A 26,241-nucleotide genomic window follows, 5' to 3' on the forward strand; every position below is an offset into this window, starting at 1 on the left:
CTCGGGGGAACCGGGCCGTCGCCGTGCGGTCAGCGGCTGCGCTGCTTGAGGCGCTGCAGGTCGAGGATCACGACGGCGCGGGCCTCGAGCCGGATCCAGCCGCGCTGGACGAATTCGGCCAGGGCCTTGTTGACGGTCTCCCGGGACGCGCCGACGAGCTGCGCCAGCTCCTCCTGGGTCAGCTCGTGGGCCACGAGGATGCCGTCCGTGGCCGGCCGGCCGAACCGGTCGGCCAGGTCCAGGAGGGCCTTGGCCACGCGGCCGGGCACGTCCGAGAAGACGAGGTCGGCGAGGTTCTCGTTGGTGCGCCGCAGCCGCCGGGCGAGAGCCTGCAGCAGCTGCGCGGAGACGTCCGGGGAGCGCTCGATGACCTTCTTGAGGTTCTCGTGCTTGAGCCCGGCCAGGCGGGTCTCCGAGACGGCGGTGGCGGAGGTCGAGCGGGGACTCGGGTCGAACAGGGCCATCTCGCCGAACAGCTCGCCGGGGCCCATGATCGCCACGAGGCTCTCGCGCCCGTCCGACGCGGTGCGGCCGAGCTTGATCTTGCCCGAGACGATGAAGTAGAGCTGGTCGCCCGGGTCGCCCTCGTGGAAGAGGGTGGAGCCGCGGGACAGGTCGACCTCCGTGAGCTCCTCGGTGAGGGCGGCGAAGGCCTGGTCGTCCAGGGACGCGAACAGCGGGGCGCGGCGGAGGACGTCGATATCCATGGTTCTCCTCAGAGTTTCGCCGCCGTCGGACCGTGGCCCGCGGCGGCCGATGTGAGCGGGTGCCGCTCAGCTGTGAGCGACCCAACGTACCTGACGTTCACTGTAGTGTCTCCCACCGGCGAATCCCAAGGACGGGCGCGCCGCGCCGGGCCGCCGGGGGACCCGACTCCACGGATCTCCCAGGCGGGCTCCCTATGCTGGTGGCTCGCGCCGGCGCCCCGACCCCCACGATCAGCCAGAGGAACCCGATGACCCCGTCCTTCAACCTGCTCGACGTCGTGCTCGTCGTGGTGCTGCTGGGCTACCTCTTCTACGGGTACAGCCGCGGGTTCTTCAACTCCCTGTTCTCCCTGGGCGGGCTCGTGCTCGGCGGCGTGGCGGCGTTCGGTGCGGCGCCGTGGGTCAGCGGCCAGGTGGACCCCCAGTACCGGGTGGGCGCCGTGGTCGCCACGGTGCTCGTGCTGCTCGTCGCCGGGCAGATGCTGGGCGCCGCGCTCGGACGCGCCCTCTCGGCCGTGACCGAGCGCATGCGCCTGGGGCTGCCGAACCGGATCGCGGGGGCGGCCCTCGACGTCGCCGTCGCGGCGGTCGTGATCTCGGTGCTGGCCTCCGTCGTCGGCCAGCTCGGCATCCCGGCCGTCTCCCAGCAGGTGGCGGGCTCGGCCGTGCTGCGCACCATCGACCAGCGCACGCCCGAACCCGTCCGCGAGGCCCTCACCGACGCCCGGGACGCCGTGGGTGGTGCCGCGGGGATCCGCCAGCTGGACGCCCTGCTGTTCCCGCCCGAGGAGGCGCCCTCCGAGACCGTGGACACGCCCGCGCTGCAACGGGCCGGGCAGTCCGTGGTGCAGGTGTACGGGACCGCCGCGGCGTGCCGGCAGAACCAGACGGGCTCGGGCTTCGCGACCGCGGCGGGCCAGGTGGTCACCAATGCCCACGTGGTCGCGGGGGTGCCGGAGCCGGTGGTGCAGACCAGGGACGGCCGGGTGCACACCGCCGGCGTGGTCCACTACGACCCCGCCGCGGACCTCGCCGTCCTCTCGGTGCCGAGCCTCGAACTGCCCGGGCTGGCGCTGGGCGAGGACCCCGCCCCGGGGGACCTCGTCAGCTTCATGGGCTATCCCCTGGGCGGGCCGTTCACCGCGGAGCCGGCCACCGTGCAGGGCACGGCCCTCGCCCCGGTGCAGGGCGTCGGTGCCCGGCCGGCCACCATGGAGATCATCCAGCTGGCGGGCAGGGTCCAGCAGGGCAACTCGGGCGGTCCCCTCGTGGCCCCCGACGGGACGGTCGCGGGGGTCGTCTTCGCCAAGGCCCAGGAGGGGCAGGTCGGCTACGCCCTGACCCTCGAGCGGCTGCGCACGGCGCTGGACGCCGCGGCGGGCCGGACCCAGCCGATCGTGCCGGGCACCTGCGCGGCCTGAGGCTCAGCCCTCCAGCGTGCGCAGCAGCCAGTCGACCGCCATCTCGTAGCCGAAGGCGCCCGCGCCCGCGATGACGGCGTCGGCCTGCAGGGACACGTAGGAGGTGTGCCGGAACGGCTCGCGCCGGTGCACGTTGGAGATGTGCACCTCCACCACCGGCAGCTCCGCCGCCTCGAGGGCGTCGTGAATGGCGATCGAGTAGTGGGTGAACGCCGCCGGGTTGATGATGATCGCCGCGCCCTCGGTCCGGGCCTCCTGGATCCGGTCGACCACGTCCCCCTCGTGGTTGGACTGGTGGAACTCGACGTCCCACCCGGCGGCGCGGGCCCGGACGGCAGCCTCGATGTCGCCGAGGGTCGTGGTGCCGTACACCTCGGGACGCCGGGTGCCCAGCAGGTTGAGGTTGGGGCCGTTGAGGACGTAGATCGGCTTGCGCGAAGAGCTCATGACGGCATCCTCTCACTCCCGGGACGCCGCAGCGCCCCTCGCACGGCACGTGCCAGGGGCGCCGCGGAACGGGACGGCGGACTACTTGCTGCCGAGCGAGTCCACGATCTGCTGCATCACGGTCTGGTCCGCCAGGGTCGAGACGTCGCCGACCTCACGGTTCTCCGCAACGTCCTTGAGCAGACGGCGCATGATCTTCCCGGAGCGCGTCTTGGGCAGCTCGGGCACGATCAGGACCTTCTTGGGCTTGGCGATCGGGGAGATCTCCTTGCCCACGTGGGCACGCATCTCCTCCGCGAGCTCGGCTTTGTCGCGGTCCTCGGCGGTGGCGTGGTCGGAGAGGATGACGAAGGCGATGACGGCCTGTCCGGTCGTCTCGTCCGTGGCGCCCACGACGGCGGCCTCCGCGACCGACGGGTGGGACACGAGGGCGGACTCGATCTCCGGGGTGGACAGACGGTGCCCGGAGACGTTCATGACGTCGTCCACGCGGCCCAGGATCCAGACGTCGCCGTCGGCGTCGCGCTTGGCGCCGTCGCCCGCGAAGTACATGTTGCCGAACTTCGACCAGTAGGTGTCCACGTAGCGGTCGTCGTCGCCCCAGATGGTGCGCAGCATCGACGGCCACGGCTCGCGGAGCACGAGGAACCCGGAGGTCCCGTCGGGGACGGACCGGCCGTTGTCGTCCACGACGTCCACCTTGATGCCGGGCATCGGGACCTGCGCCGAGCCGGGCTTGGCGACGGTCACGCCGGGCAGCTGGGAGATCATGATCGCGCCGGTCTCGGTCTGCCACCAGGTGTCGACGATCGGGCAGCGCCCGCCGCCGATGACACGGTGGAACCAGGTCCAGGCCTCGGGGTTGATGGCCTCGCCCACGGTGCCCAGCACGCGCAGGGACGAGAGGTCGTACTCGGCGGGGATCTCCTCGCCCCACTTCATCATCGTGCGGATCGCGGTGGGGGAGGTGTACATGATCGTCACGCCGTACTTCTGGACGATCTCCCAGAACCGGCCGCGGTGGGGGGAGTCCGGGGTGCCCTCGTAGATCACCTGCGTGGCGCCGTTGACCAGCGGGGCGTAGGCGACGTAGGAGTGGCCGGTGACCCAGCCGACGTCGGCGGTGCACCAGTAGACGTCCGTCTCGGGCTTGAGGTCGAAGACGTACTTGTGGGTGAAGGCGCCCTGGGTGAGGTAGCCGCCCGTGGTGTGCATGATGCCCTTGGGCTTGCCGGTGGTCCCCGAGGTGTAGAGCACGAAGAGAGGGTCCTCCGCGCCCTGCTCGGACGGGGTGTGCTCGGGGGAGGCGCCGTCCACGACGTCGTGCCACCACACGTCCCGGCCCTCGGTCATCGGGACGTCGGCCTCGTTGCGCCGGACCACGAGCACGTGCTCGACCGAGGCGCCGCCGCGGGAGAGGGCGTCGTCGACCGCCGGCTTGAGCGTCGAGGGCTTGCCGCGGCGGAAGGTCCCGTCGGCGGTGATCACGAGCTTCGCCTGTCCGTCCTCCACGCGGGAGCGGAGGGCGTCCGCGGAGAAGCCGCCGAACACCACGGAGTGGATCGCGCCGATGCGGGCGCAGGCCAGCATCGCGATGACCGCCTCGGCGATCATCGGCAGGTAGAGCGCCACACGGTCGCCCTTGGTCACGCCCAGGCCCTCCATGGCGTTGGCGGCCCGGGAGACCTCGTCCTTGAGCTGCGCGTAGGTGTAGCTGCGGCTGTCACCGGGCTCGCCCTCGAAGTGGATCGCCACCCGGTCCCCGTTGCCGGCCTCGACGTGCCGGTCCACGGCGTTGTAGCAGGCGTTGAGGGTGCCGTCCTGGAACCACTTCGCGAACGGAGGGTTCGACCAGTCGAGGACCTCCGTGAACTCCTTGTTCCAGGTCAGCAGCTCACGGGCCTGGCGGGCCCAGAAGTCGGTGCCCTCCTGCTCGGCCTGCTCGTAGAGCTCGGCCCCGGCGTTGGCCTGGGCGGTGAACTCGGGGGCGGGGGCAAAGGTCGTGGTCTCGACGGGAGCGGACTCCGAAGCCATGTGGTCTTCCCTTCTCGTGGCACGCTGCACGCGGGCGCCCGAGCCACCGGACGTCCGTGTCGCAGCTCACATAGTGTCGGTCCCACCCTAGACGATCGGGCCGTGGTCATGCCACAGAGCGAGCGACGTCGCGGGCCCGCTGCGCACGCCGCCTAGAATCGTGGACATGCCGTCCTCCGCCGTTGCCCGCCCCCCGGCCCACCTGCGCCTCGTGGACCCGGCCAAGGCCCGGGCCGGGGCCGCGAGACGCCGCCGGACCGGGGCCGCGGAGTCGGTGCTCGCCCGGAAGCGGCGGGCGCGCCGGATCAACGCGGTCCTGGCGCAGACCTACCCCTACGCCGTGGCCGAGCTGGACTTCCGCTCGCCCTACGAGCTGCTCGTGGCCACCGTCCTGTCGGCGCAGACCACCGACGTGCGGGTCAACGCCACGACGCCGCGGCTGTTCGCCGCGTGCCCCACACCCCGGGCGCTCGCGGAGGCGGACGAGGCCCAGATCCAGGAGATCGTCCGGCCCCTGGGCTTCTACCGCGCCAAGACCCGCGCCATCCAGACCCTGGCGCGCAGGATCGTGGACGACTTCGACGGCGAGGTCCCCGGGCGGCTCGAGGACCTCGTGACGCTGCCGGGGGTGGGGCGGAAGACCGCGAACGTCGTGCTGGGCAACGCGTTCGGGGTCCCGGGGATCACCGTGGACACCCACTTCGGCCGGCTGGCCCGGCGCTTCGGCTGGACGGAGGAGCAGGACCCCGTCAAGGTCGAGCGGGACGTCGCCGAGCTGTTCGAGCCTCGCGACTGGACGGACCTGTCCCATCGGCTCGTCTACCACGGGCGCCGGATCTGCCACTCGCGGCGCCCGGCGTGCGGGGTGTGCCCCGTCGCGGACCTGTGCCCGTCCTACGGCGAGGGCCCCACGGGTGCCGCCGAGGCGGCGTCGCTGCTGAGGTACGAGTTCGCCCCGGGACGGGAGGAGCTGCTGGGGCAGCTCCTGGCCGGCCGCACCAGGGCGCAGCTGCAGGCCGACGGCTGGGCGCTGAGCTCGTGAACCGGGACGGGGGCGAGGGCTCGTGAACGACGCGTACCAGGACGTGCTGCGGGTGGCCCGGGAGGGCCACCGGCTGCGGATGGAGGACCGCGAGCCGTGGCGGATCGGGCGGATCGACGAGAACTTCCGGCGCTCCGCGGTGCTGATCCTCTTCGGCGCGCTCGACGACGTCCCGTCCCGCCACGCCGAGCACGAGGCCGGCATCGGCCGGGACCTCGACGTCCTGCTGGTCCAGCGCGCCGCGACCCTGCGCTCGCACCCCGGCCAGGTCGCGTTCCCCGGCGGCCGCCTGGACCCCGGGGACGGGGATCCGCACGAGCTGATGACCGTGCCCGGGGGCCGGGTCAGCGGCGCCCACGTGCGCGCCGCCGTGCGCGAGGCCGAGGAGGAGACGGGGCTGGACCCGCGCGGCGTCGAGGTCCTCGGCGCCCTCGCACCGGTGCCGCTGCCCGTCTCTAACCACCTCGTCACCCCCGTCCTGGGCTGGTGGCACGACGTCTCGCCCGTGGACGTCGTGGACCACGCCGAGTCCTCCCTCGTGTTCCGGGTTCCGGTGCTGGACCTCATCGACCCGGCCAACCGGCACCTGGCGAGCGTCACCCGCGGCCCGCAGACCTACCGCTCGCCCGCGTTCACCGTTCCCGTGGCCGGGACCTCGTCCACGGTCACGGTATGGGGCTTCACGGGGGTCCTCCTCGACCGGGTGCTCACGGCGCTCGGCTGGGCCGAGCCGTGGGACACGCGGCGGGAGCGGCCCGCGCCGCTGTAGCACGCCGGCCCGCGCGGCGCCCGGGACGGAGTCCCGCGGGGTCCACGTGTGCCCCGCTGCGCAACATTGCGGGAGCGCGGGGCGGCCACGGCTACGATGCGAGCGTCCCCCGTGTCCCCGACACCCGTGTCCCCGAACCCCGAGGAGGCTCCCGGTGGCCTCGTCCCGACCCGGCACCGACCGGCCACGGCTCGCCGAGCAGCTCAGCGCGGCGCGCCGCCGCCGGGGCCTGTCCGTGCGCGCGCTCGCGGCCTCCTGCCGCCTGCCCGCCAGCACGATCCAGGGGTGGCTCAGCGGGGCCCACCTGCCCGGACCCGCCCTGCGCACCGAGTTCACGGCCCTGCTGGACGCCCTCGGGCTGACCGACGAGCGCCCCGCCGAGCAGTGGTGGCAGGACGTCGTGCGCTCCCGCACCAGCGCCCTGCCGGCCACCACTCCCTATGTGGGGCTGCGCTCCTACCGGCCCGAGGACGAGGCCCACTTCTTCGGCCGCACCGCCGAGGTCACCGAGCTCGGGGAGCGGGTCGCCGGGCTGGCCGGGGCCGAGGGGCCTCGCATCCTCGCCGTGGTGGGGGCCTCCGGCGCGGGGAAGTCCTCGCTGCTCGGCGCCGGGCTGCTCGGACGGCTGCGGGCCGAGGGCCAGGTGCTGCACGGGTGGACGGCCCGTGCCACGACCCCGGGGCTCGAGCCCCGGGAACGCCTCGAGCGGGCCGTGGCGGAGGACCCGGACCTGCTCGTCGTCGACCAGCTGGAGGAGCTCTGGACGGGGTCCCGGGACGACGAGGAGCCCGGACGCTTCCTGGACCGGCTCGCCGGGGTGAGCCGGGACCGGGTGGTCGTCGTCGGCCTGCGCGCGGACTTCTTCGGGACGGCGAGCCGCCACGGCGAGCTGCGCGCCGCGCTGGAACGGCCCGTGCTGCTCGGAGCGCTCAGCCGTGAGCAGCTGCAGGAGATCGTCGTGGGCCCCGCCGAGGCGGTCGGTGCCCGGGTCTCCCCGGACCTCGTCGAGGTCGTCCTGCGGGACGTGGCCCCGCGCGGCACCGAGGTGGGCGCGGGGCTGCTGCCGCTGCTCTCCCAGGCCCTGCTGGGCACGTGGGAGCACGCCCGCAGCCGGGAGCTGACCGTCGCCGACTACCACGCCGCCGGTGGCATCACCGAGGCCGTCGACCGCCGCGCCGAGGAGGTCCTCGGCGAGCTCGGCCCGCACGAGCAGGACGTGGCCCGGGCGATCTTCCTGCGCCTGGTGCGCGTCGTCGGCACGGGGACGGCGGCCACGGCGGTGCGCGCGCCGGTGCTCCGGGAGGAGCTGCCGGAGGGCGGCGCGGCCGTCGTCGAGCACTTCGCCCGCGCCCGGCTGCTGACCATCGACCGGGACGAGATCCAGCTGAGCCACGAGTCCCTGCTGGACCACTGGTCCCGGCTCAGCCGCTGGATCGAGGACAGCCGGCGCGACCTCTACGTGCGCCAGCAGCTGCAGCGCGCGACGCAGATGTGGCTGGCCAACGACCGCGACCCGCTGGCGCTGATCCCGCTGGGCCAGCTCGCGTCCTTCCGCGACTGGACCGGCGACCCGCGCCAGCAGGCCCTGCTCAGCCCGGCGGAGCGCGAGTACCTCGAGGAGAGCGAGCGCCACTACGACGACGCCCTGGAGCGGCAGAAGCGCAGCGCCCGCGAGATCGAGCGGCGCGGCAGGGTCGCGCTCGTGCTGCTGGCCCTGGCGGTCTGCGCGGCCGTCGTCGCCGGTGCGCTCGGCCTGCGGGCGGAGCGCTTCCAGACCGTGGCCGAGACCGCCCGCGACGAGGCGCTCTCCCGTCAGACGGCCCTCGAGGCGTCCCGGATCCGCGGCGAGTCGCCCAACCTCGCCGCGCAGCTCAGCCTCGCGGCCCACCGGATGGCCCCGACCCGGGAGGGCACCTCCGCCCTGATCGACGCCACGGCTGTGAACATCCCCGAGCGGTGGCTCGGCCCCGACGTCGCGTCCCGGCTCGCGGCCCTCGAGGACGGGTCGGTGATCGCCCGCGCGGCCGGGGACGGGCTGCTGTCCGTGTGGCGGGACAGCGGGAGCCTGCTGGAGAACCGCGAGGACCTCGACGTCGTCGACGGCGAGCCCGGCCTCGCCGCGGTCGACCTGCTGGCCGTCGACGGGCGGGTGCTCGCGGCCACGGGCGGGCTCGGGCACGTCGGCCTGTGGGACGTCACGGAGCGCCCGGCCCGCCGGCTCGCCACGCCCCGGGTGGACCCGCAGACCCCGGTCAACACCGTCGTGCTCTCCCCCGACGGCCGGCGGCTGCTGGCCGGGGGGCGGGGCGAGGTGCTCCGCTGGTCCCTCGCGGACCCGGGGGACCCCGAGCCGCTGCCGGCGCTCGAGCTCGGGGAGGACGCCGACGTCATGGCCCTCGCCGCGGCCCCGGACGGGACGGTCTACGCCGGCGGGACCGGGACGGGGATCACCCGGTGGTCGGCCGGCGGCCGGGACGCCGAACGGCTCGAGCCCGTGCCCACGGAGCGGCTGGTCCGCGCCCTGGACCTCTCCGCGGACGGGGCACGGCTGGCGGCGGGGCTCAACGCGCGGGAGCTGCGCCTGTACGACGTCGAGGGGGACCGGGTGTCCCCGGCCGGGACGGTCACGGACTTCGGCAGCTGGGTCAACGACGTGCGGTTCTCCCCCGACGGGGAGCACGTCGTGGCCGCGAGCTTCGACCAGAACGCGTACGTGCACCGGCTCTCCGACCTCTCCCGCGTCAACGTCATGCCCACGGCGGCGCGGGTCACGAGCGCGCTGGTCGTGGGCGAGCGCGTGCTCACCACGTCCCAGGACGGCACGACCGGCGCGTGGGACCTGCACGGGCCGGTGCTCGAACGGCGGGGCGAGCCGGTGTACCAGCTCTCGGCGGACCGGGAGCACGACGTGCTGAGCACCGTGGGCATCGGCGCGGACGTCATCTCCCTCTTCGACCTCACAGGGGAGGACCCCCGGTCCCTGCCGTCCCCGCAGGCCCCGCCCGGGGAGAGCCTCTGGTTCGCGGGCGCCGTCGCCCCCGACGCCTCGTTCGTGGCCGGCGGGACGGAGGACGGGGAGGTCCTCGTGTGGCCCCTCGACGACGGCCGGCCCCAGGAGCCGGACCGGGCGCCCGGGATCGAGGCCGGCATCACGGGTGCCGACGTCACGCGGGACGCGACGACGCTCGCGGCGTGGTCGGAGGTCGGCACGGAGATCGCCGTCCTGCGCCGCACGGACGAGGACGGCCTGCGGCGGGTCTCCACGATCCCGGTCCGCGGCACGGAGGCCGCACGGTTCGACGCCTCCGGAACGGTGTTCGCGGCGGCGGACGACGCGACCCACGTGCAGCTGTGGGACGTCTCCGACCCGGCGCGGCCGCGGCGCGCGGCGGAGCTCGACCTCGACGCCGTGGCCACGTCGCTCGTGTTCTCCCCGGCCGGGGACCTCATGGCCGTGGGCACCGAGGCGGGGCGCGTGCGCCTGTGGGACGTCTCCGACCCGTCGGCACCCCGGCCCGTGGCCGAGACCTCGGACGCCCTGGCCGCCGTGAAGGGGCTGCAGTTCTCGCCGGACGGGACCCTCCTCGCGGGAGCCTCCGGGGACAAGTTCGTCTGGATGTGGCGCGTGGGCGCCGCCGACCTGGAGGTCTACGCCGCGCTCTCCGCCTCCGGGGACCGGATGAACGACGTCCGCTTCGCCGGGGACCGGCTGGTCGCCACGGGCGACGACGGCGTGGTGCGCAGCTGGCTGGTCGACGTCGAGGACGCGGTCCAGGCCGTGTGCGCGCACCGCGGGGAGCCGGTCACGGAGGACGAGTGGCTCCGGCACGTGACCGGTGCGCCGTACCGGGAGCTGTGCTGAGCGGGCTCACTTGGCGTCCGCGTAGGACTCCACCACCGCCACGCTGACCGGGAACTCCACCGGGATCCGGCCGAAGACCAGCCGGCCCGCGCGCTCGGCGCAGGCCCGGACGAGGTCGGAGGCCCGCTGCGCGTCCTCGCGCGCGCAGTGGAGCACGATCTCGTCGTGCAGGAAGAAGACGAGCTGCGCGTCCACGTCCTCCCGGGCCAGGGCCGAGCGGACGGCGCCCATCCAGCACATGGCCCACTCGGCCGCGGTGCCCTGCACCACGAAGTTGCGCGTGAAGCGGCCCTGGGCCCGGGCCAGGGTGCCGGCGCGCCGCTCCGCCTCGGCCGTGGCGGTGTCCTGCTGCGCCGCGCGCCACGCCGCGTCGGGCGGCGGCGACCACCGGCCGAGGTGGGTGCGCACCTGCCCGCCGGTCTCGCCGACCCGGGCCGCGCGCTCCACGTAGTCCACGGCCCGCGGGAACATCCGGGCGAGGTGCGGCAGGAGCCGCCCGGACTGGCCCGTGGTCGCCCCGTACATGGCGCCCAGCATGGCGACCTTGGCCTGGGGGCGCTCCGTGAGCTCGGAGCCCCGCTCCTCGCCGAGGTCCGCGACGGCCTGGTAGAGGTCCTGGCCGTGCGAGGCGGCGGCGAGGGCGTCGTCGTGGGCCAGCGCCGCGAGCACGCGCGGCTCCAGCTGGGCGGCGTCCGCGACGACGAGCACGCGCCCCGGGTCCGCGCGCACGGCGTCGCGCACGACGTGCGGGATCTGCAGCGCGCCCCCGCCGCGCGCGGACCACCGGCCCGTGACGACGCCGCCCACCACGTACTCGGGGCGGAAACGGCCCTCCCGCACCCAGGTGTCCAGCCAGTGCCAGCCGTTGGCGCTCAGCAGCCGCGCCTGCTTCTTGTGCTCGAGGACCGGCTCGATCAGGGCCCGGCGCTGCGCGGCCAGGGAGGGCACGGCCCGGGCCCACTCCACCAGTTCCCACTGCCTGGTGGTCGTGACGTCGATCCCGGCCGCCCGCATGGCCCTGAGCAGCTCCTGCGGGGAGTCCGGGTTCAGTCCGGGCGCGTGCAGCACCTCCTGCAGCCGCCGGACGGTGGCGGCCATCCGCGCCGGGCGCTCCCCGGGGGCGGGCTCCGGCCCCAGCGTCTCCTCGAGCAGCGCCCGGTGGACGTCCTCCCGCCAGGGCACCCCGGCCCGCTGCATCTCCGCGGCGATCAGCGCGCCCTGGGACTCCGCGGCGAGCAGGAGCGTGAGGCGCCGGGGGTCGGCGGCCCCGGCCACCGCGGCGAGCTGGGTCCGCAGCTCGTCCACGAGCAGCGGCAGCGCCGGCCCCTCGGGCGGGGGCAGGTCGAAGAGGCTCGACTGGTCCCGGTCGGGGACCGGCGGCGGGAGCAGACCCGGCGCCTCGTCGTCGGGCAGGGGAGGCAGGACCGGTGCGTAGGGCAGGGGGCCCGAGGCGCCGGAGCCGCGGGCGGTCGCCGCGGTCGCCAGGACGGCCTGGCACAGACGCAGGTCGTGGCAGCGCTCGACCCGGACCCCGGCCGCCAGCATCTGCGGGTACACCGCGCCCGTGCGCTCCCACGTCCAGCGCGGCGGGGTGGTGGCCGCGCGGCGTGCCGCCTCCTCCCGCCCGGCCACGAACGCCGGCAGGTCCCCGGCGGGCACCGCGATCTCGGCGCCCGCCGGCTCGCCCGAGCCGGACAGGAGCCGGACCCGGTGGCCGCCCTCGCCCACTGCTCCCACCACGATGTGCATCCGGCCATTGTCCTGCACGGGTCCGTCACCGTAAGCCGCGCCCCGGTCCCGGCGCCCGGACTGCACAGCCGCTTCCTCGTGGACGGTCGCGGCGGGGCGTCCACATCGGTGCCGCCACCACCGCGGCCGCCGGGACCCCGGTCCGAGAGTGGGGCCATGAGCGCCGCAGCCCCCGTCCCCGCACCACCACGCCGGTCCCGCACGTCCCCGCCCCCTGCGCGCACGGTGCGCCTCGTCGGCGACGACCCCGAGCTGCGCCGCACGGTCGAGCGGATCTGCGTGTCGGCGGGGGTGAGGCTGCTGGAGGGGCCCGGACCCCGGCCCGCCGCGGACACCGACCTCGTGGACGTGCGCCACGCGGTGCGCGGCCGCCTCCGGCCGGGCACGGTGCTGCTGGGCCGGCCCGAGGACACGCAGCTCTGGGACCGTGCGGCCGCCCTCGGCGGGTGCCCCGTGGCCGTGCTCCCGGAGGCCGCGGGATGGCTCGCCGACCTGCTCGGGGCGGACCGGGGCGGTACCGCCAGGAGCGAGGGCCGGGGACGGGTGCTGGGCCTGCTGGGCGCCGTCGGCGGGGCCGGCACGTCCACCCTCGCGTGCTGGACGGCGGACCTCGCCGCCCGCTCCGGCCGGGCCGTCGCCCTCGTCGACGCCGACCGCGCCGGCTGCGGCCTGGACGTGCTGCTGGGGCTCGAGGACCGGGACGGGCTGCGCTGGCCGGACCTGCTGCGGATCGCCGGCGCGGTGCACGCGGAGCAGCTGTGGCCGGCCATGGCGCGGACCGGGCGGCTGCGCTGGCTGTCGTGGGACCGCTCCCTGCCGGCCCCCCTCGAGGTGCCGTACCCGCCCGTGCTCGAGGCGCTGCGCGGTGCCGCGCAGCTCGTCGTGGTGGACCTCGGGCGCGCCGGCCCGGAGTGCGCGGAGGCCGCCGCCCTGTGCGACGAGGTCATCGTGGTGAGCCCCAGAACCGTGCGGGGCGTCCTGGCCGCACGGTGGGCGGCGGGTGTCCTGGAGGGGGTGCCCGCCCGCCTGGTGCTCGCCGGGCTGAACGTGGCCGACGTGGACGACGCTCTCGCCGCGGCGACGACCGGGCTGCCCGTCGCCGGTTCCGTGCGGTTCCGGGGCCGCGTGCCGGAGGCCGCCGAGACCGGGAGGCTGCTCGAGGCCGGGCGCGCCCGGCGGACCGCCCGCGACGTCGCCCGCCTGCTCGCGGCGGTGGGGGTAGGCCCGTGAGCACCGCACCGCCGGGGATCCCCGCAGCGCTGCTGGACGACGTCCGGGACCGGTTGCTGTCGACGCCCGGGCCCGTCACGGACGCCGACATCGCCGAGGCCGTGCGCGCGAACGGGACGGTGCTCGGTCCCGCCGGGACGCTGCGCGCGCTCCAGGCCGTCCGGGCCGAGCTCACCGGGCTCGGCCCGCTCGAGCCGCTCCTCGCCCACCGGGGCCTCACGGACGTCTTCGTCAACGGTGCCGGCCAGGTGTGGCTCGAGACCGGCACCGGCGTGTTCCGGGTGGCCTCCCCGTTCGGCTCGGACGCCGAGGTCCGTGCCCTGGCGGTGCGGCTCGTCGCGGCCGCGGGACGGCGGCTCGACGACGCCCACCCGTGCGCGGACGTCCAGACGTCGGCCGGCTACCGCGTGCACGCGGTGCTCCCACCGGTCTCCACGGGCGGGACCCTGCTCTCCGTGCGGTTCCGCAGCCCCAGGTCCCTGTCCCTGCCGGACCTCGTGGCCGCCGGAACGGTCCACCCCGACACCGCGGACCTCCTCGGGGCCGCCGTGCGGTCCGGGGCGAACTTCCTCGTCAGCGGCGCCACCGGCGCGGGCAAGACCACGCTGCTCAACGCCCTGCTCTCCCTTGCCCCCGTCCACGAACGGATCGTGCTCATCGAGGACGCCGCCGAGCTGCGCCCCGAGCACCCGCACGTCGTGGGCCTGCAGGCCCGGCACGCCAACACGGAGGGGGCGGGGGTCCTCGACCTCGCGGAACTCGTCCGGCAGGCCCTGCGGATGCGACCGGACCGGATCGTGGTGGGGGAGTGCCGTGGCGCCGAGGTGCGGGAGATGTTCACCGCCCTCAACACCGGCCACGCCGGGGCCGGCACCGTGCACGCCAACTCCGCCCACGCCGTGCCCGCCCGGCTGGCGGCGCTCGGAGCGCTCGCCGGCATGAGCCGGGAGGCCGTCGTGCTCCAGGCCGCGAGCGCCCTGGATCTGGTGGTGCACGTGGCACGGACCGGTGGGCGACGGCGGGTGCGCGCCGTGGACCTCCTCGAGGAGCGGGACGGGACGCTGTCCACCGTGCCGGCGGCCGCGCAGGAGGACGGCGGGCTGCGCCGCGGACCGGGCTGGGACCGGTTGTGCGCCCTGGTGGGCCGGTCGCCCGGATCCGGCCGCGGGGCCCTGCCGTGAGCGCGGCCGTCGTCCTCGCGCTGTGCGTGGCCGGATGCGCCGCTCTTCTCCCGGCCGGACCGGCGCACCGCGTGCACCGCATCCGGCCGCCCGCCGTCGGGGCGGGGCGCCCGGGGAGGCTGCGCACCCGGCTCTTCCGGGACACGGCGGGGGAGGCCGCCGAGTGGGTCGCGCTGCTGCGCCGGCTGGCCGCCCTGCTGCAGGCGGGCCGTTCCCCGGCGGCGGCCTTCGAGGGAGCCGCGTGCGCCGGCACGGGCACGGGCACCGGCCGGCACATCGACCGGCTGTGCGAGTCCGTGGCTGCCGCCGCCCGGCTGGGGCTGGGCGCGGCGGCCGCGCTCGAGGCCGCGCCGCCCGCCCGGCTCGGCCACCGGGCCCTGGACCGGCGGGCCGCCTCGACCACGGCCGAGCTGGTGCTGTGCTGGGCCGTCTCCGCGCGCACCGGCGCACCTCTCACCGGGCTGCTGAACGGGCTCGCCGACGCCCTCGAGGCGGAGCTCGACGCCGAGGCGGCCCGCAGCACGGCACTGGCCGGCCCCCGCTCCACGGTCCGGATCCTCACCTGGCTGCCCGTGCTGGGCATCGGGCTCGGGATGCTCATGGGCGTCGATCCCCTGGGCGTCCTCCTCACCACGCCGTGGGGACGGGGCGCCCTCGTGGCCGGGGCCGTCCTCACCCTGGCCGGGCGGGCGTGGACCAGGACACTGATCGTGCGTGCCGAGGCGGTGGGGGAGCCGTGAGCGCCCTGGACGCGGCGGCTCCCGCGCTGCTCGTGCTCGCCGCGGTGGTCGTCGTGCTGCTCCCGTCCCGTGCCCGGCTGCCCGGCCGGGGCGCCCCGGACGTGGTCCGGGGCGCCCCGGAGCCCCCGGTGTCGGCGGGGGTCCTCGTGGAACTGACCGCCGCGGTGCTGGAGGCCGGGCTGCCGCTCGCCGAGGCCGTGTCGGTGCTGGGCGGCGACCGCGGCGGCGACGCAGGGTCCGTGCTGGGGCGGGTCGGCGCCGGGCTGCGACTCGGGCTGCCGTGGCACGCCGCCTGGGCCCCGGCCGGGACCCTGCCCGCGCACCTCGAGGACTACCGGGCAGCGCTGACGTTCACCGCGACCTCCGGCGCCCCGTCGGCGGCGAGCCTGCGCGCGCAGGCCGTCCAGGTGCGCCGGGCCGCCTACCGGCGGGCCGAGCGCGCCGCCGAGACGCTGTCCGTCCAGCTCGTCCTGCCGCTCGGCCTGTGCGCCCTGCCGGCCTTCGTCTGCTGGGGTGTGCTCCCCGTCGTCATGGCCCTCGTGCCGGAGGTCCTCGGATGACCGGTCCCGCGCGGAGCCGTGGTCCGCCCCGTCGGCGCGTCCTGTCCACCCGCATCCGCCCGTACCCATCCACCACCGAGAGGTTCCGACATGTCCCCGACCCAGATCACCCGTCAGCGCTCCGCACCGCGTCCCGGCTCCCCGTCCCCGGCGGTGAGCAGGCAGACCCGGGGGTCCGCCGTCCGCGCCCGGCTGCGGGCGGCGGAGCCCGACCTCGGCGCGACCACGGTGGAGTACGCCATGGTCGTCCTCGCGGCGGCAGCCTTCGGCGGCGTCATGGCCGCCGTCCTCGCCTCCGGCCAGGTCCGCGAGCTCCTGGCGGCGATCGTCACGAAGGCGCTCTCCGTCTGAGCCCACCACCCCCGCGGGATCCGGAAGGCGTGCGCCGCGGATCCCGCGCGGGTGGTGCCACCGCGGATCCGGCGGTCCGTGCCCCGGCCGGGACGCCGGATCCGCCCGCCCGCAGGGACGGTGGAACCGCCCGCCCGCCCGCCGGGACGCCGGGGCGGTCCGCCGGCCGGCACCGTCTGCCCGCCCTCCGATCCGTTCCGTGCGCACCAGCTTCCGAGGAGACCACCATGACCACCGACCTCGCCGTCCCGCCCCCGGGCCCCGAGCCGTCCGTGCCACGGTCCGCTGCCGAGCACGGCGCCGTCACCGCCGAGACGGCCGTGCTCCTGCCGGCCCTGGTGCTGCTGCTGGCGGTTCTCCTCGCGTCCGCGGCGGCCGGGATGACCCTGATCCGCTACGAGGAGGCGGCCCGGGCCTCTGCCCGGGCGGCCGCCCGCGGCGAGAGCTCCGCCGTGGTGCGCTCCACGGCCCTGCGCGTCGCGGGGGAGGACGCCGCGGTGGGCCTGGCGGAGACGGCCGGAGAGACCACGGTCACCGTGAGCGGCCCGGCCCCCGGGGTCCTCGGCTCATGGGGAGGATGGGAGCTGAGCGTGACCGCCTCCGCGTCGACCGAGGGCATCGGGGACCCCGGTGACCCCGGTGACTGAGACGGTTCCCGGGACGTGGCGGAACCGCACCCGTCGGGAGCGGGAGCCCGTGCCCCGGGATGCGGCGGGACGGGCCCGCGCGGACGACCGCGGCAGCGGCAGCGTGCACGCCCTGACGCTCGCCATGGTCCTGGGCGTGCTGCTGCTGGCCGTTCTGCTGCTCGCACAGGCCGGCATCGCCGCCTCCCGGGCGGGCCGGGCCGCCGATCTCGCGGCGCTCGCCGCCGCCGACACCGCCCGCGGGCTCGTGGCCGGGGAGCCCTGCGCGGCGGCCCGGCGCGCGGCGTCGGACAACGGTGCGCAGCTGGAGCTGTGCCGGCTCGTGCCGCCGGAGCTCGTCGTCGTGGACGTCCGCACGAGCGTGGCCCTCGGCGGGCCGCTCGCCCCGTTCGGGCCCGCGCTCGGGGTGTCGCGGGCGGGGCCACCACCGGTCGGGTGACCGCTCAGGCGGCCGGGGCCCCGGCCAGCAGCGCGTCGATCAGCCGCACGGCGCCCTGCTTGTCCAGGGGGTTGTTGCGGTTGCCGCACTTCGGGGACTGCACGCAGGAGGGGCAGCCGTGCTCGCACTCGCACGAGGCGATGGCCTCCCGCGTGGCCCGCAGCCAGGAGACCGCGGCGTCGTGGCCGCGCTCGGCGAAGCCCGCTCCGCCCGGGTGGCCGTCGTAGACGAAGATCGTGGGCAGGCCCGTGTCCGCGTGCAGGGCGGTCGAGAGCCCGCCCACGTCCCAGCGGTCGCAGGAGGCCACCAGCGGCAGCAGGCCGATCGCGGCGTGCTCGGCAGCGTGCAGGGAGCCGGGGACGTCCGGCTCCTCGATCCCCGCCCCCGCCAGGACGGAGCCGGGCACCGTGAACCACACCGACGTCGTGAACAGGTCCCGCGCCGGGAGGTCGAGGGGCTCCTCGCCCAGCACCTCGTTGGAGACCACCGCCTTGCGCTGGAAGGAGACGACCTGCGTCGTCACCTGCACCCGGCCGAAGTGCACCGTGACCGGCCCCCACCGCTCGGAGCGCTCCTCGGCGACCACGGACACCTGCGTGAGGTCCCGGGCGGTCGTGTAGAAGTCCGGGTGCGCCCGCGTGACGGCGGCGACGGACTCCGCCTCGTCGAGGGCGTCCACGACGTATGTCCGGCCCTGGTGCACGTACACCGCTCCGGGGTGGGCCTGGTAGTGGGACTGCGCCGCGTCCATCGTGCCCAGCACCGCACCCGTGTCCGTGTCGACGATCCGGACCGGTCCGCCCCCGTCGGAGCGCAGGGACACCATCCCGGCCGCCGACTGGGGGTGCGTCCAGTACCAGCCGGCCGGCCGGCGGCGCAGGTGCCCGCTGGCCACGAGGGAGCCCAGGACCTCCGCCGCCGTCGGGCCGAAGGCGCCGACCTCCTCCGTCCGCAACGGCTGCTCGGCCGCCGCGGCGCACAGGTGCGGGGCGAGCACGTACGGGTTCGAGGGGTCGAAGACCGTGGCCTCCACACCGACGTCGAAGACCGCCTCGGGGTGGTTCACGAGATAGGTGTCCAGCGGGTCGTCGCCGGCCACGAACGTCGCCAGCGCCTCCTGCCCGGCCCGGCCCGCGCGTCCGATCTGCTGGAAGAAGGAGGCCCGCGTGCCCGGCCAGCCGGCCACGACCACGGCGTCGAGCCCGGCCACGTCGATGCCGAGCTCGAGCGCGGAGGTGCTCGCGACCCCGAGCAGCCGCCCGTCGCGCAGCGCCTCCTCGAGCGCTCTGCGCTCCTCCGGGAGGAACCCCGACCGGTAGGCGGCCACCCGGTGCGCGAGGGAGGGCTCCACCTCCTCGAGCTGGCGGTGGGCGATCTGGGCGATCGTCTCGGCGCCGCGGCGGGATGTGATGAACACGATCGTCCGGACCCGGTGCAGCACGAGGTCGGTGAGCATGTCCGCGGACTCCGCCACGGGGGTGCGGCGCACCGGGGCGTCGTTCTCACCGCCGCCCGCCGTCTGCTCGGGCTCCCACAGCACCACGGTCACCGGACCGTGCGGGGAGAAGTCCGTGGTCACCGGGCTCACCTCGGCCTCCGGGACGCCGACGAGCCGCGCGAAGGAGGCGTGCGGGGCGAAGGACGTGGCGGAGGCCCCCACGAACACCGGGTCCGCGCCGTAGAGGCGGCAGATCCGGCGCAGGCGGCGCATCAGGTTGGCCACGTGGGACCCGAAGACCCCGCGGTAGGAGTGCGCCTCGTCGACCACCACGTACCGGAGGCGCCGGAAGAACCGGGACCAGCGCGCGTGGTGGGGCAGTACGCCGTAGTGCAGCATGTCGGGGTTGCAGAGCACCACGTCGGCGTGGTCACGGACCCAGCGGCGCTCGGCCGGGTCCGTGTCGCCGTCGTAGGTGGCCGCCCGCAGGGTCGGCAGGCCCAGGGCCTGGAGGGCCTTGAGCTGATCCGCCGCGAGCGCCTTCGTCGGGGACAGGTAGAGTGCCGTCGCCTCGTCCGGGTGGTGCACCACGCCCGGGTTCGCGAGCGCCGCGAGACGGCCCCGGTGCACGGCGTCGGCCACGGCCGCCTGGTAGGCCAGGGACTTCCCCGACGCCGTGCCGGTCGCGACCACCACGTGCCGCGGCGCCAGCAGCGCCTGCACCTGGTGCAGGTACGGCCGGTGCACGCCCAGCCGTTCGTAGGCCGAGACCACGTCCGGGTGGAGGTGGTCGGGCCACGGGGCCGTCACCGCGTCCCGCGCGGGAAGCTCCCGCACGTGACGGACCTGGTCGGGCGCGATCCCGCGGCCGAGCAGCGGGATCAGGGAGTCGGAGGACGGCACCGGTTCATTCTGCCACCGCCGCTCCCGCCGGCGGTGGCGTCACGGCCCGGTCACTGCACGGCGGTCGGCATCGCCTGGTAGGCGTGGCGGGCGGCGCCGATGATGCCGGCCGCGTTGCGCAGCTCGGCGGGCACCACGGGTGCCTCCAGGTGCAGCAGCGGCAGGAAGTCCTCGTGCCGGGCCGAGATGCCCCCGCCCACGACGATGAGGTCCGGCGACAGGAGGAACTCCAGGTGGGACAGGTAGCGCTGCAGGCGCTCGGCGTAGGCCGGCCAGTCGATGCCGTCCCGCTCCCGGGCCACCGCGGAGGCGCGGGTCTCGGCACGGGCGCCGTCGAGCTCGACGTGGCCCAGCTCCAGGTTCGGCACGAGCCGGCCGTCCACGAACAGCGCCGACCCGATGCCGGTGCCCAGGGTGATCACCAGCACCGTGCCGGCGGCCGGCCTTCCGAGCTCGCCGCGGCCGGCCCCGTGACGCACCTCCGCGAGCCCGGCGGCGTCGGCGTCGTTGAGCACGTGGACGGGGCGTCCGGTGCGCTCGCTCAGCAGCCGGTTGGCGTCGGTGCCGATCCACGAGGGGTCGATGTTGGCTGCCGTGCGGGCCACCCCGTGGCGGACCACGGCCGGCAGGGCCACGCCGATGCTGGCCTTCGGGTCCGGGGCCTGGGGGCGGGTCGACAGCTGGTCGACGAGGGCCGCGATGGCCTCGGCCACGGCGTCCGGGGTGGCGGGGCGGGGCGTCGGCAGCTGGAGCACCGGGGTCGTCGGGGTGCCCTCGACGGCGTCCACGACGGCGTACTTGATCATCGTGCCGCCGATGTCGATGCCGATGTGGTGGCGGTGCAGGGTCGACCAGCCGCCGGTCGCGGTGGTGTCGTCGGTGTCGGGGGAGCGCATGGGCCTCCGGATCCTGGGTCGTCTCGGACAGTGGGTGGTGGGGTGGGCGCCGTCTCCTCGCGCCACCGGGCGCGGGGCGAGGAGACGGCGGGGCGGGGTCAGCTCCACACGGAGCCCGCGAGGCGCCGGCGGTGCACGCGGGCCTCCCAGGGGCGCAGCCGGCCCTCGTCCCCCGGGACGACGGCGCCGTCCCGGTTGCCGATCAGCACCTCCGTCCCGGCCCAGCCGCCGGGGAGGTCGGCGCGGACCTCCTCACCCGAGACGTTGGCCAGCACCAGTAGCTCGACGTCGTCGAGCCGGCGGGTGAACGCGTAGAGCTGCTCGTGGTGGGGCAGCAGCATCGTGAAGTCGCCCAGCGCGACGACGGGCTCCGTGTGCCGCAGGTCGATGAGGCGCCGGTAGTGGTGGAACACCGAGTGCGGGTCCGCCCGGGCGGCCTCGGCGTTGACCACGTCGTGGTTGGGGTTCACCGCGATCCAGGGGGTGCCGCTGGTGAACCCGGCGTGCTCCCCGGGGCCCCACTGCACAGGGGTGCGGGCGTTGTCGCGGCCGGACCAGCGCAGCCCCGTCAGCACGGTCCCCGGGTCGGCGCCGCCGGCAACGGCATGACGGTAGTGGTTGACCGACTCGATGTCGCGGAAGTCCTCGATCGTGGCGAAGGGGGCGTTGGTCATGCCCAGCTCCTCGCCCTGGTAGACGTAGGGCGTGCCCCGGTGCAGGTGCAGCAGGGTGGCCAGACAGGTCGCCGAGGTCACCCGGTGCTCGGGGCTGTCGTCCCCGAAGCGGGAGACGACCCGGGGCTGGTCGTGGTTGTTCCAGTAGAGGCTGTTCCAGCCCACCTCCTCCAGGCCCTCCTGCCAGCGGCCCAGCGAGGCCTTGAGGTCGGTCAGCCGCAGCGGCCGGGGGTCGAACTTCCCTCCGGGGCCGTGGTCCAGATTCACGTGCTCGAACTGGAAGACCATGTCCACCTCGGCCCGGGCCGGGTCGGTGAACAGCCGGGCCTCCTCCACGGTGGCTCCGGGCATCTCGCCCACCGTGATGAGGTCTGCGTCCCGGCCGGCGAAGACCTCCCGGTGCATCTCCTGGAGGAACTCGTGGATCCGCGGACCGCAGATATAGGACGCCGACCCGTCCCCGTAAGGGGTCCCTTCCACGGGCGGCCCGTCGTGACGGTGGCCGTCCTCGGCGACGTCCTTGCTGATCATGTTGACGACGTCCATGCGGAAGCCGTCCACGCCGCGGTCCAGCCACCAGCGCATCATGGCGTACACCGCCTGGCGGACCTCGGGGTTCTCCCAGTTGAGGTCCGGCTGCTTGCGGGAGAAGAGGTGCAGGTAGTACTCGCCGCCGGCGGGGTCGAGCTCCCAGGCGGACCCGGAGAAGATGCTCTGCCAGTTCGTCGGCTCCGCACCCGGGGCCCCGGCCTCCATGCCCTTGCGGGGTGCCCGCCACCAGTACCAGTCCCGCTTGGGGGAGTCCGGGGAGGAGCGGGACTCGACGAACCACGGGTGCTCGTCCGAGGTGTGGTTGACCACGAGGTCCATGACGAGCTTCATGCCCCGGGCGTGGACCGCCGCGAGCAGCTCGTCGAACTGCTCCAGGGTCCCGAAGGTCGGGTCGATGTCCTGGTAGTCGCTGATGTCGTAGCCGTTGTCGTCCTGCGGGGACGCGTAGATCGGGGACAGCCAGATGACGTCCGTGCCCAGGGCCTGCAGGTGGTCCAGGCGGGCCAGGATGCCCCCGAGGTCCCCGACCCCGTCGCCGTCGGAGTCGGCGAAGGACCGGGGGTAGATCTGGTAGACCACGGCGTCGGTCCACCACGCCGGGGCGTCCCCCGTGCCGCTGGCGGGTCGCCGGGCGGTGGTGTCGCGGTGCTGGGCGTGGGTGCTCACGCGGGTGCTCCTCGGTTGGTGCCGCAGACGCTTCACGCCGGGCGGCGTCGTGGCCCACGGGCAGGGGTGGCGTCGCCCCGGCACAGGATGCGGTGGAGTCGGGCTGGGCGGTAGGTGCGGCACAGGACGCGGCGGCGGTCGGCCACCATATATCTATGCCTTAGATTTATGGCCTGGACTATTATGTGGATCACCAACCGGGACGGTCAAGGGGAACGCGTGGGACGCACGAGGACATCACCGCAGCTGTTGCGCCGCACGAACATGACGGTCGTCCTCGAGGTGATGCGCTCGGCAGGCGTGGTCACCGTCTCGGACCTCATCGAGGCGACGGGACTCGTCCGCACCACGGTCATCGCGGTGTGCGACGACCTCGTGCGGGCGGGCTGGATCCAGGAGGTGGAGGCCGTCTCCGGGGCGCACGCGGGCCGGCCTGCGCGGCGCTTCCGGTTCGACGACCGGGCGGGATGCGTGGTCGGCGTCGACGTCGGCGAGGCCAAGACCACCGCGGTCGTGGCCGATCTGCGCGGGCGCGTGCTCGGGCAGGTCACGCGGGAGTTCGCCGACCCCTCTCCGGCGCCGCGCCTGACAACCGTCGACGACGTCGTCGACCAGGTGCTCGCGCACGCCCGCGTCGCCCCGTCCGCCGTGCTGGCCGCGGCGGTGGGGGTCGCCGCCCCCGTGGACCGGCGCGGCAGGGTCCGCCGCGGCCGGCCGAGCTGGGAGGCCCTCGACATCGGGCTCGGCTCCCGGATCGGGGAGCGCCACGGCTGGCCGGTGGCGCTGGCCAACGACGCCAACCTCGCCGCGATGGCCGAGCGCTGGTGCGGCGCCGCCACCGGCGTCGACGACCTCGTCGTGATGCTCGCCGGGGAGCGGATCGGGGCGGGGGTGATCGAGTCCGGCCGCCTGCTGCACGGGCGGTCGGGCGGTGCCGGCGAGCTCGGGAGCATGGCCCTCGTGGAGGGCGTGGGCACCCAGGACGGCGTCGCCGCGCTGTGCCGGAGCTGGGCGGCCGACGCCGTGCGCCCCGGGGCGCCGGCCACGATGCTCCGGGACCTGGCGGATCCCTCCGGGGTCGTGGCGTCCGAGTCCGTGTTCCGTGCCGCCGCGGCCGGCGACGACGTCGCCCGGCGCATCCTCGACCGGCTCGCCGACCGCCTGGCCCGTATCACGGGGCTCGTGGGCACGATGTTCGACCCCGAGCTCGTGGTGATCGCCGGCGCCGTCGCCGAGCCGGCCGCCGTGCTGCTGGACCGCATCGCCGGGCTGCTGCCCCGGTACACGGTCACGCCTCCCCGGGTGGCTGTCTCGACCCTCGGAGAGGGAGTCGTCTCCGTGGGGGCGGTGCGGCTGGCGCTGGATCACGTGGAGCGCCATGCGCTCGACCTCGAGCTCGGCGACACCGCCCGATCCTCGCGAACGACACCTTCCGCCGCCACGGACCAGGGTCCTGCGTCACCGGTGGCCGGCGACGTGGTCAGCCGGCGGGCTGATGGAGCAGACTCGACGGCGTGGCCCGCGAGTCCCTGAGCCCATCCGTCCCCGACCTGCGACTGGAGCCCGTCCGATGACCTCCCCAGGCCCCGCCGAGCGCGGCACTGCACCCCTGGCCGTGCACCGGACCCACCGGCTGGCCGACGGGCGGGAGGCCGTGTTCTTCGGCGACCGCGGCACCGCGCCCGTCGAGCAGCTCGTCGACCGCCGGCCGCTGGACGCCCGCTCCGGGCACGGCGAGGTGCGCTTCGACCGGCTGACCGGGGAGTGGGTGGCGGTGGCCGCCCACCGTCAGGCCCGCACCCACCTGCCGCCGGCCGACCGGTGCCCGCTGTGCCCGTCCGTGGGCGGGCGGGAGTCCGAGATCCCCGCGGCGGACTTCGACGTCGTGGTCTTCGAGAACCGCTTCCCCTCCCTGGGCCCGGGGCTGGGCGTGCTCCCGGTCCCGGACGGGGCGGGGGAGCGGGAGCTGTGGGGGTCCCCCTCGGCGGCCTACGGGCGGTGCGAGGTGGTGGTGTTCACGCCCGAGCACCAGGGCTCCTTCGCGTCCCTGCCCTTCGAAAGGGCCCGCACGGTCGTGGAGGCCTGGGCCCAGCGCACCGAGGCGCTCTCGGCCCTGGAGGGGATCCGCCACGTGTTCCCGTTCGAGAACCGGGGTGAGCAGATCGGGGTGACCCTGCACCACCCGCACGGTCAGATCTACGCCTATCCCTACCCCGCCCCGCACGCGGCCCGCCTGGCGGCACGCTCGAGGGCCCACCTGGCCGACACGGGCCGGGCCCTGATGGGTGAGCTGCTGGCCGACGAGGCCGCGGCCGGGGACCGGATGGTGGTCGAGGGCGAGCACTTCTCGGCCTTCGTCCCCTACGCCGCGCGCTGGCCGCTGGAGGTCCACCTGGTCCCGCACCGGCAGGTCCCCGACCTGGCCGCCCTGGACGGGGCCGAGCGCGAGGAGCTCGCGGTCCTCTACCGGGAGCTGGTGCAGCGGGTGGACCGGCTCTATGCGACCCCCACCCCCTACATCGCCGCCTGGCACCAGACCCCGGTCACGGCCGCCGACCGCGAGGCCGGTTGGCTGCACCTGCAGCTGACCAGCCCGCGCCGGGCCGAGGACAAGCTGAAGTTCCTCGCCGGCTCCGAGGCCGCCATGGGGGCGTTCGTCAACGACGTCAGCGCCGAGCAGACCGCCGCACGCCTGAGGGAGGCCGCGCGATGACCAGCCGGCACAGCCGCGAGCCCACCGCGACCCCGGCCGGAGGGCAGGACCTCGTGCGGACCGGTCCTCCGGAACCGGTGGGTGCGCAGGACCGGGCGCGGGCCGCTCGGCTGGCGGAACGCTTCGCCGAGGTCTACGGGCACGTCCCCGACGGGGTGTGGCGCGCGCCGGGACGGGTGAACCTCATCGGCGAGCACACCGACTACAACGAGGGCTTCGTGCTCCCGTTCGCCATCGACCGCTCCGCCATGGTCGCCGTGCGGCTGCGCCGCGACACAGGGACGGGGGTGGGCGGGCGCGACGTCGTCGAGCTGGCCTCCACCTACGCCCCGGACGGCTCCGGGCTGTCGCGGGCGGGATTCCCGGTGGCCGGGCCGGCACCGGGCTCCGTGCCGGGCTGGGGGGCCTACCCGGCCGGCGTCGTCTCGGTGCTGACCGGTCTCGACGACGTCACCGTGCCCGGCTTCGAGCTGCTGCTGGACTCCACCGTGCCGGTGGGGGCGGGCCTGTCCTCCTCCCACGCGGTGGAGGTCGCCACCATGGTGGCCCTGGACGACCTGCTGGGCCTGGGCCTGGACCGCCCGGCCATGGCTCGGATGACCCAGCGGGCGGAGAACGAGTTCGTGGGCGCGCCCACCGGGATCATGGACCAGTCCGCCTCGCTGATGGGCCGGACCGGATCGGCCCTGTTCCTGGACTGCCGCTCCCTGGCCACCGAGCTCGTGCCCCTGCCGGTGGCCGAGCACGGGCTGCGGGTGCTGGTGATCGACACGAAGGTCGCCCACTCCCACGCCGACGGCGGCTACGCCGCCCGCCGTGCGACCTGCGAGCGCGCGGCCGCGGCCCTGGGCGTGGACTCCCTGCGCGACGTCCCCGCCGAGACCGACCTGGGAGCCCTCGACGAGGAGTCGGCCCGCCGGGTGCGGCACGTGCTCACCGAGAACCGCCGGGTCCTGCAGTGCGTGCAGCTGCTGCGCAAAGGGGACGTGGCCGGCGTCGGGGACCTGCTCACGGCCTCCCACGCGTCCCTGCGGGACGACTACGAGGTGTCCTGCCCCGAACTCGACCTCGCCGTGGACACCGCCCTGACCGCCGGGGCGCTCGGCGCGCGGATGACCGGCGGGGGCTTCGGCGGCTCCGCGATCGCCCTCGTCCCCGCGGCCCGGGAGGAGCAGGTCCGGGACGCCGTCCTGCGCGGGTTCGCCGACGTCGGGCCGGCG

Annotated in this window: 21 protein-coding genes; 14 read left to right on the forward strand and 7 right to left on the reverse strand. The window is 75.5% G+C overall.

What is annotated here, in order from left to right; all coding sequences use genetic code 11:
- Positions 1–29: 29 nt before the first annotated feature.
- Positions 30–707 carry a cyclic nucleotide-binding domain-containing protein gene (locus ACH9EU_RS07385; protein ID WP_396413295.1) on the reverse strand — a complete coding sequence of 226 codons (678 nt, stop codon included), beginning with the start codon at positions 705–707 and terminating at the stop codon, positions 30–32.
- 248 nt (positions 708–955) lie between these two features.
- Here ACH9EU_RS07385 and ACH9EU_RS07390 point away from each other — a divergent pair, with 248 nt between their 5' ends.
- Positions 956–2,128 carry a MarP family serine protease gene (locus tag ACH9EU_RS07390; RefSeq protein ID WP_396413296.1) on the forward strand — a complete coding sequence of 391 codons (1,173 nt, stop codon included), beginning with the start codon at positions 956–958 and terminating at the stop codon, positions 2,126–2,128.
- 3 nt (positions 2,129–2,131) lie between these two features.
- Here the strand turns inward: ACH9EU_RS07390 and aroQ are convergent, their stop codons facing one another.
- Together aroQ and acs are read right to left on the reverse strand one after the other, a co-directional pair.
- Positions 2,132–2,575: a type II 3-dehydroquinate dehydratase gene (gene aroQ / locus ACH9EU_RS07395; RefSeq protein ID WP_396413297.1), complete on the reverse strand. Its 444-nt coding sequence runs from the start codon at positions 2,573–2,575 to the stop codon at positions 2,132–2,134.
- Between the two features lie 81 nt (positions 2,576–2,656).
- Positions 2,657–4,609: an acetate--CoA ligase gene (gene acs, locus ACH9EU_RS07400; protein ID WP_396413298.1), complete on the reverse strand. Its 1,953-nt coding sequence runs from the start codon at positions 4,607–4,609 to the stop codon at positions 2,657–2,659.
- 166 nt (positions 4,610–4,775) lie between these two features.
- On the opposite strand from acs, the gene nth reads away from it, so the two are divergent.
- The 3 genes from nth to ACH9EU_RS07415 all read left to right on the forward strand — a co-directional run bounded on the left by nth (position 4,776) and on the right by ACH9EU_RS07415 (position 10,282).
- Positions 4,776–5,651 (forward strand): endonuclease III, encoded by an 876-nt coding sequence (gene nth, locus ACH9EU_RS07405; RefSeq protein ID WP_396413299.1) that lies wholly within the window; start codon positions 4,776–4,778, stop codon positions 5,649–5,651.
- 79 nt (positions 5,652–5,730) lie between these two features.
- Positions 5,731–6,420, forward strand: coding sequence for an NUDIX domain-containing protein (locus ACH9EU_RS07410; RefSeq protein ID WP_396413313.1), 690 nt, complete (start codon positions 5,731–5,733; stop codon positions 6,418–6,420).
- Between the two features lie 154 nt (positions 6,421–6,574).
- The gene (locus tag ACH9EU_RS07415; protein WP_396413300.1) at positions 6,575–10,282 is read left to right on the forward strand and encodes an nSTAND1 domain-containing NTPase; all 3,708 of its coding nucleotides are present in this window, start codon (positions 6,575–6,577) and stop codon (positions 10,280–10,282) included.
- Between the two features lie 6 nt (positions 10,283–10,288).
- On the opposite strand, the gene ACH9EU_RS07420 is transcribed toward ACH9EU_RS07415, so the two are convergent.
- Positions 10,289–12,031, reverse strand: a complete 1,743-nt coding sequence (locus ACH9EU_RS07420; RefSeq protein ID WP_396413301.1) for a bifunctional 3'-5' exonuclease/DNA polymerase — start codon at positions 12,029–12,031, stop codon at positions 10,289–10,291.
- Positions 12,032–12,187: 156 nt separating this feature from the next.
- On the opposite strand from ACH9EU_RS07420, the gene ssd reads away from it, so the two are divergent.
- The 7 genes from ssd (at position 12,188) to ACH9EU_RS07455 (ending at position 17,179) form a co-directional block, all read left to right on the forward strand.
- Positions 12,188–13,261, forward strand: coding sequence for a septum site-determining protein Ssd (gene ssd, locus ACH9EU_RS07425; protein ID WP_396413302.1), 1,074 nt, complete (start codon positions 12,188–12,190; stop codon positions 13,259–13,261).
- The gene (locus ACH9EU_RS07430) at positions 13,258–14,442 is read left to right on the forward strand and encodes a TadA family conjugal transfer-associated ATPase (RefSeq protein ID WP_396413303.1); all 1,185 of its coding nucleotides are present in this window, start codon (positions 13,258–13,260) and stop codon (positions 14,440–14,442) included. Before ssd ends, ACH9EU_RS07430 begins: the two co-directional genes overlap by 4 nt.
- On the forward strand, positions 14,439–15,182 hold the full coding sequence (locus ACH9EU_RS07435) for a type II secretion system F family protein (RefSeq protein ID WP_396413304.1): 744 nt from the start codon (positions 14,439–14,441) through the stop codon (positions 15,180–15,182). Before ACH9EU_RS07430 ends, ACH9EU_RS07435 begins: the two co-directional genes overlap by 4 nt.
- Positions 15,179–15,742: a type II secretion system F family protein gene (locus ACH9EU_RS07440; protein WP_396413305.1), complete on the forward strand. Its 564-nt coding sequence runs from the start codon at positions 15,179–15,181 to the stop codon at positions 15,740–15,742. Before ACH9EU_RS07435 ends, ACH9EU_RS07440 begins: the two co-directional genes overlap by 4 nt.
- Before the next feature lie 90 nt (positions 15,743–15,832).
- Positions 15,833–16,093, forward strand: a complete 261-nt coding sequence (locus ACH9EU_RS07445) for a DUF4244 domain-containing protein (RefSeq protein ID WP_396413306.1) — start codon at positions 15,833–15,835, stop codon at positions 16,091–16,093.
- 227 nt (positions 16,094–16,320) lie between these two features.
- Positions 16,321–16,740 (forward strand): TadE family type IV pilus minor pilin, encoded by a 420-nt coding sequence (locus tag ACH9EU_RS07450; RefSeq protein WP_396413307.1) that lies wholly within the window; start codon positions 16,321–16,323, stop codon positions 16,738–16,740.
- Positions 16,733–17,179: an Rv3654c family TadE-like protein gene (locus ACH9EU_RS07455; RefSeq protein ID WP_396413308.1), complete on the forward strand. Its 447-nt coding sequence runs from the start codon at positions 16,733–16,735 to the stop codon at positions 17,177–17,179. Before ACH9EU_RS07450 ends, ACH9EU_RS07455 begins: the two co-directional genes overlap by 8 nt.
- Before the next feature lie 4 nt (positions 17,180–17,183).
- On the opposite strand, the gene ACH9EU_RS07460 is transcribed toward ACH9EU_RS07455, so the two are convergent.
- From ACH9EU_RS07460 to ACH9EU_RS07470, 3 genes are all read right to left on the reverse strand, one after another.
- Entirely contained in the window at positions 17,184–19,520 is a 2,337-nt protein-coding gene (locus ACH9EU_RS07460) for a DEAD/DEAH box helicase (protein WP_396413309.1), read from the reverse strand.
- A 50-nt stretch (positions 19,521–19,570) separates the two neighbouring features.
- Positions 19,571–20,326 (reverse strand): polyphosphate--glucose phosphotransferase, encoded by a 756-nt coding sequence (gene ppgK / locus ACH9EU_RS07465; RefSeq protein WP_396413314.1) that lies wholly within the window; start codon positions 20,324–20,326, stop codon positions 19,571–19,573.
- Between the two features lie 188 nt (positions 20,327–20,514).
- A complete protein-coding gene (locus ACH9EU_RS07470; protein ID WP_396413310.1) occupies positions 20,515–22,308 on the reverse strand; it encodes an alpha,alpha-phosphotrehalase in 1,794 nt (597 codons plus the stop codon).
- Between the two features lie 219 nt (positions 22,309–22,527).
- Here ACH9EU_RS07470 and ACH9EU_RS07475 point away from each other — a divergent pair, with 219 nt between their 5' ends.
- From ACH9EU_RS07475 to galK, 3 genes are all read left to right on the forward strand, one after another.
- On the forward strand, positions 22,528–23,841 hold the full coding sequence (locus ACH9EU_RS07475) for an ROK family transcriptional regulator (RefSeq protein ID WP_396413311.1): 1,314 nt from the start codon (positions 22,528–22,530) through the stop codon (positions 23,839–23,841).
- A gap of 37 nt (positions 23,842–23,878) precedes the next feature.
- Positions 23,879–25,021 (forward strand): galactose-1-phosphate uridylyltransferase, encoded by a 1,143-nt coding sequence (gene galT / locus ACH9EU_RS07480; protein WP_396413312.1) that lies wholly within the window; start codon positions 23,879–23,881, stop codon positions 25,019–25,021.
- Positions 25,018–26,241, forward strand: a 1,224-nt coding sequence (gene galK / locus ACH9EU_RS07485) for a galactokinase (RefSeq protein WP_396412820.1), incomplete at its 3' end; no start/stop codon positions are given. The genes galT and galK, both read left to right, overlap by 4 nt.

This window comes from Kocuria rhizosphaerae, from assembly GCF_044462265.1.
Taxonomy (GTDB): domain Bacteria; phylum Actinomycetota; class Actinomycetes; order Actinomycetales; family Micrococcaceae; genus Kocuria; species Kocuria rhizosphaerae.

Bases quoted from the DNA above. Each gene is read 5' to 3' on its own strand.
- ACH9EU_RS07385 (WP_396413295.1), bottom strand. From the start codon at position 707: ATGGATATCGACGTCCTCCGCCGCGCCCCGCTGTTCGCGTCCCTGGAC.
- ACH9EU_RS07390 (WP_396413296.1), top strand. From the start codon at position 956: ATGACCCCGTCCTTCAACCTGCTCGACGTCGTGCTCGTCGTGGTGCTG.
- aroQ (WP_396413297.1), bottom strand. From the start codon at position 2,575: ATGAGCTCTTCGCGCAAGCCGATCTACGTCCTCAACGGCCCCAACCTC.
- acs (WP_396413298.1), bottom strand. From the start codon at position 4,609: ATGGCTTCGGAGTCCGCTCCCGTCGAGACCACGACCTTTGCCCCCGCC.
- nth (WP_396413299.1), top strand. From the start codon at position 4,776: ATGCCGTCCTCCGCCGTTGCCCGCCCCCCGGCCCACCTGCGCCTCGTG.
- ACH9EU_RS07410 (WP_396413313.1), top strand. From the start codon at position 5,731: ATGGAGGACCGCGAGCCGTGGCGGATCGGGCGGATCGACGAGAACTTC.
- ACH9EU_RS07420 (WP_396413301.1), bottom strand. From the start codon at position 12,031: ATGCACATCGTGGTGGGAGCAGTGGGCGAGGGCGGCCACCGGGTCCGG.
- ssd (WP_396413302.1), top strand. From the start codon at position 12,188: ATGAGCGCCGCAGCCCCCGTCCCCGCACCACCACGCCGGTCCCGCACG.
- ACH9EU_RS07445 (WP_396413306.1), top strand. From the start codon at position 15,833: ATGTCCCCGACCCAGATCACCCGTCAGCGCTCCGCACCGCGTCCCGGC.
- ACH9EU_RS07450 (WP_396413307.1), top strand. From the start codon at position 16,321: ATGACCACCGACCTCGCCGTCCCGCCCCCGGGCCCCGAGCCGTCCGTG.
- ppgK (WP_396413314.1), bottom strand. From the start codon at position 20,326: ATGATCAAGTACGCCGTCGTGGACGCCGTCGAGGGCACCCCGACGACC.
- galT (WP_396413312.1), top strand. From the start codon at position 23,879: ATGACCTCCCCAGGCCCCGCCGAGCGCGGCACTGCACCCCTGGCCGTG.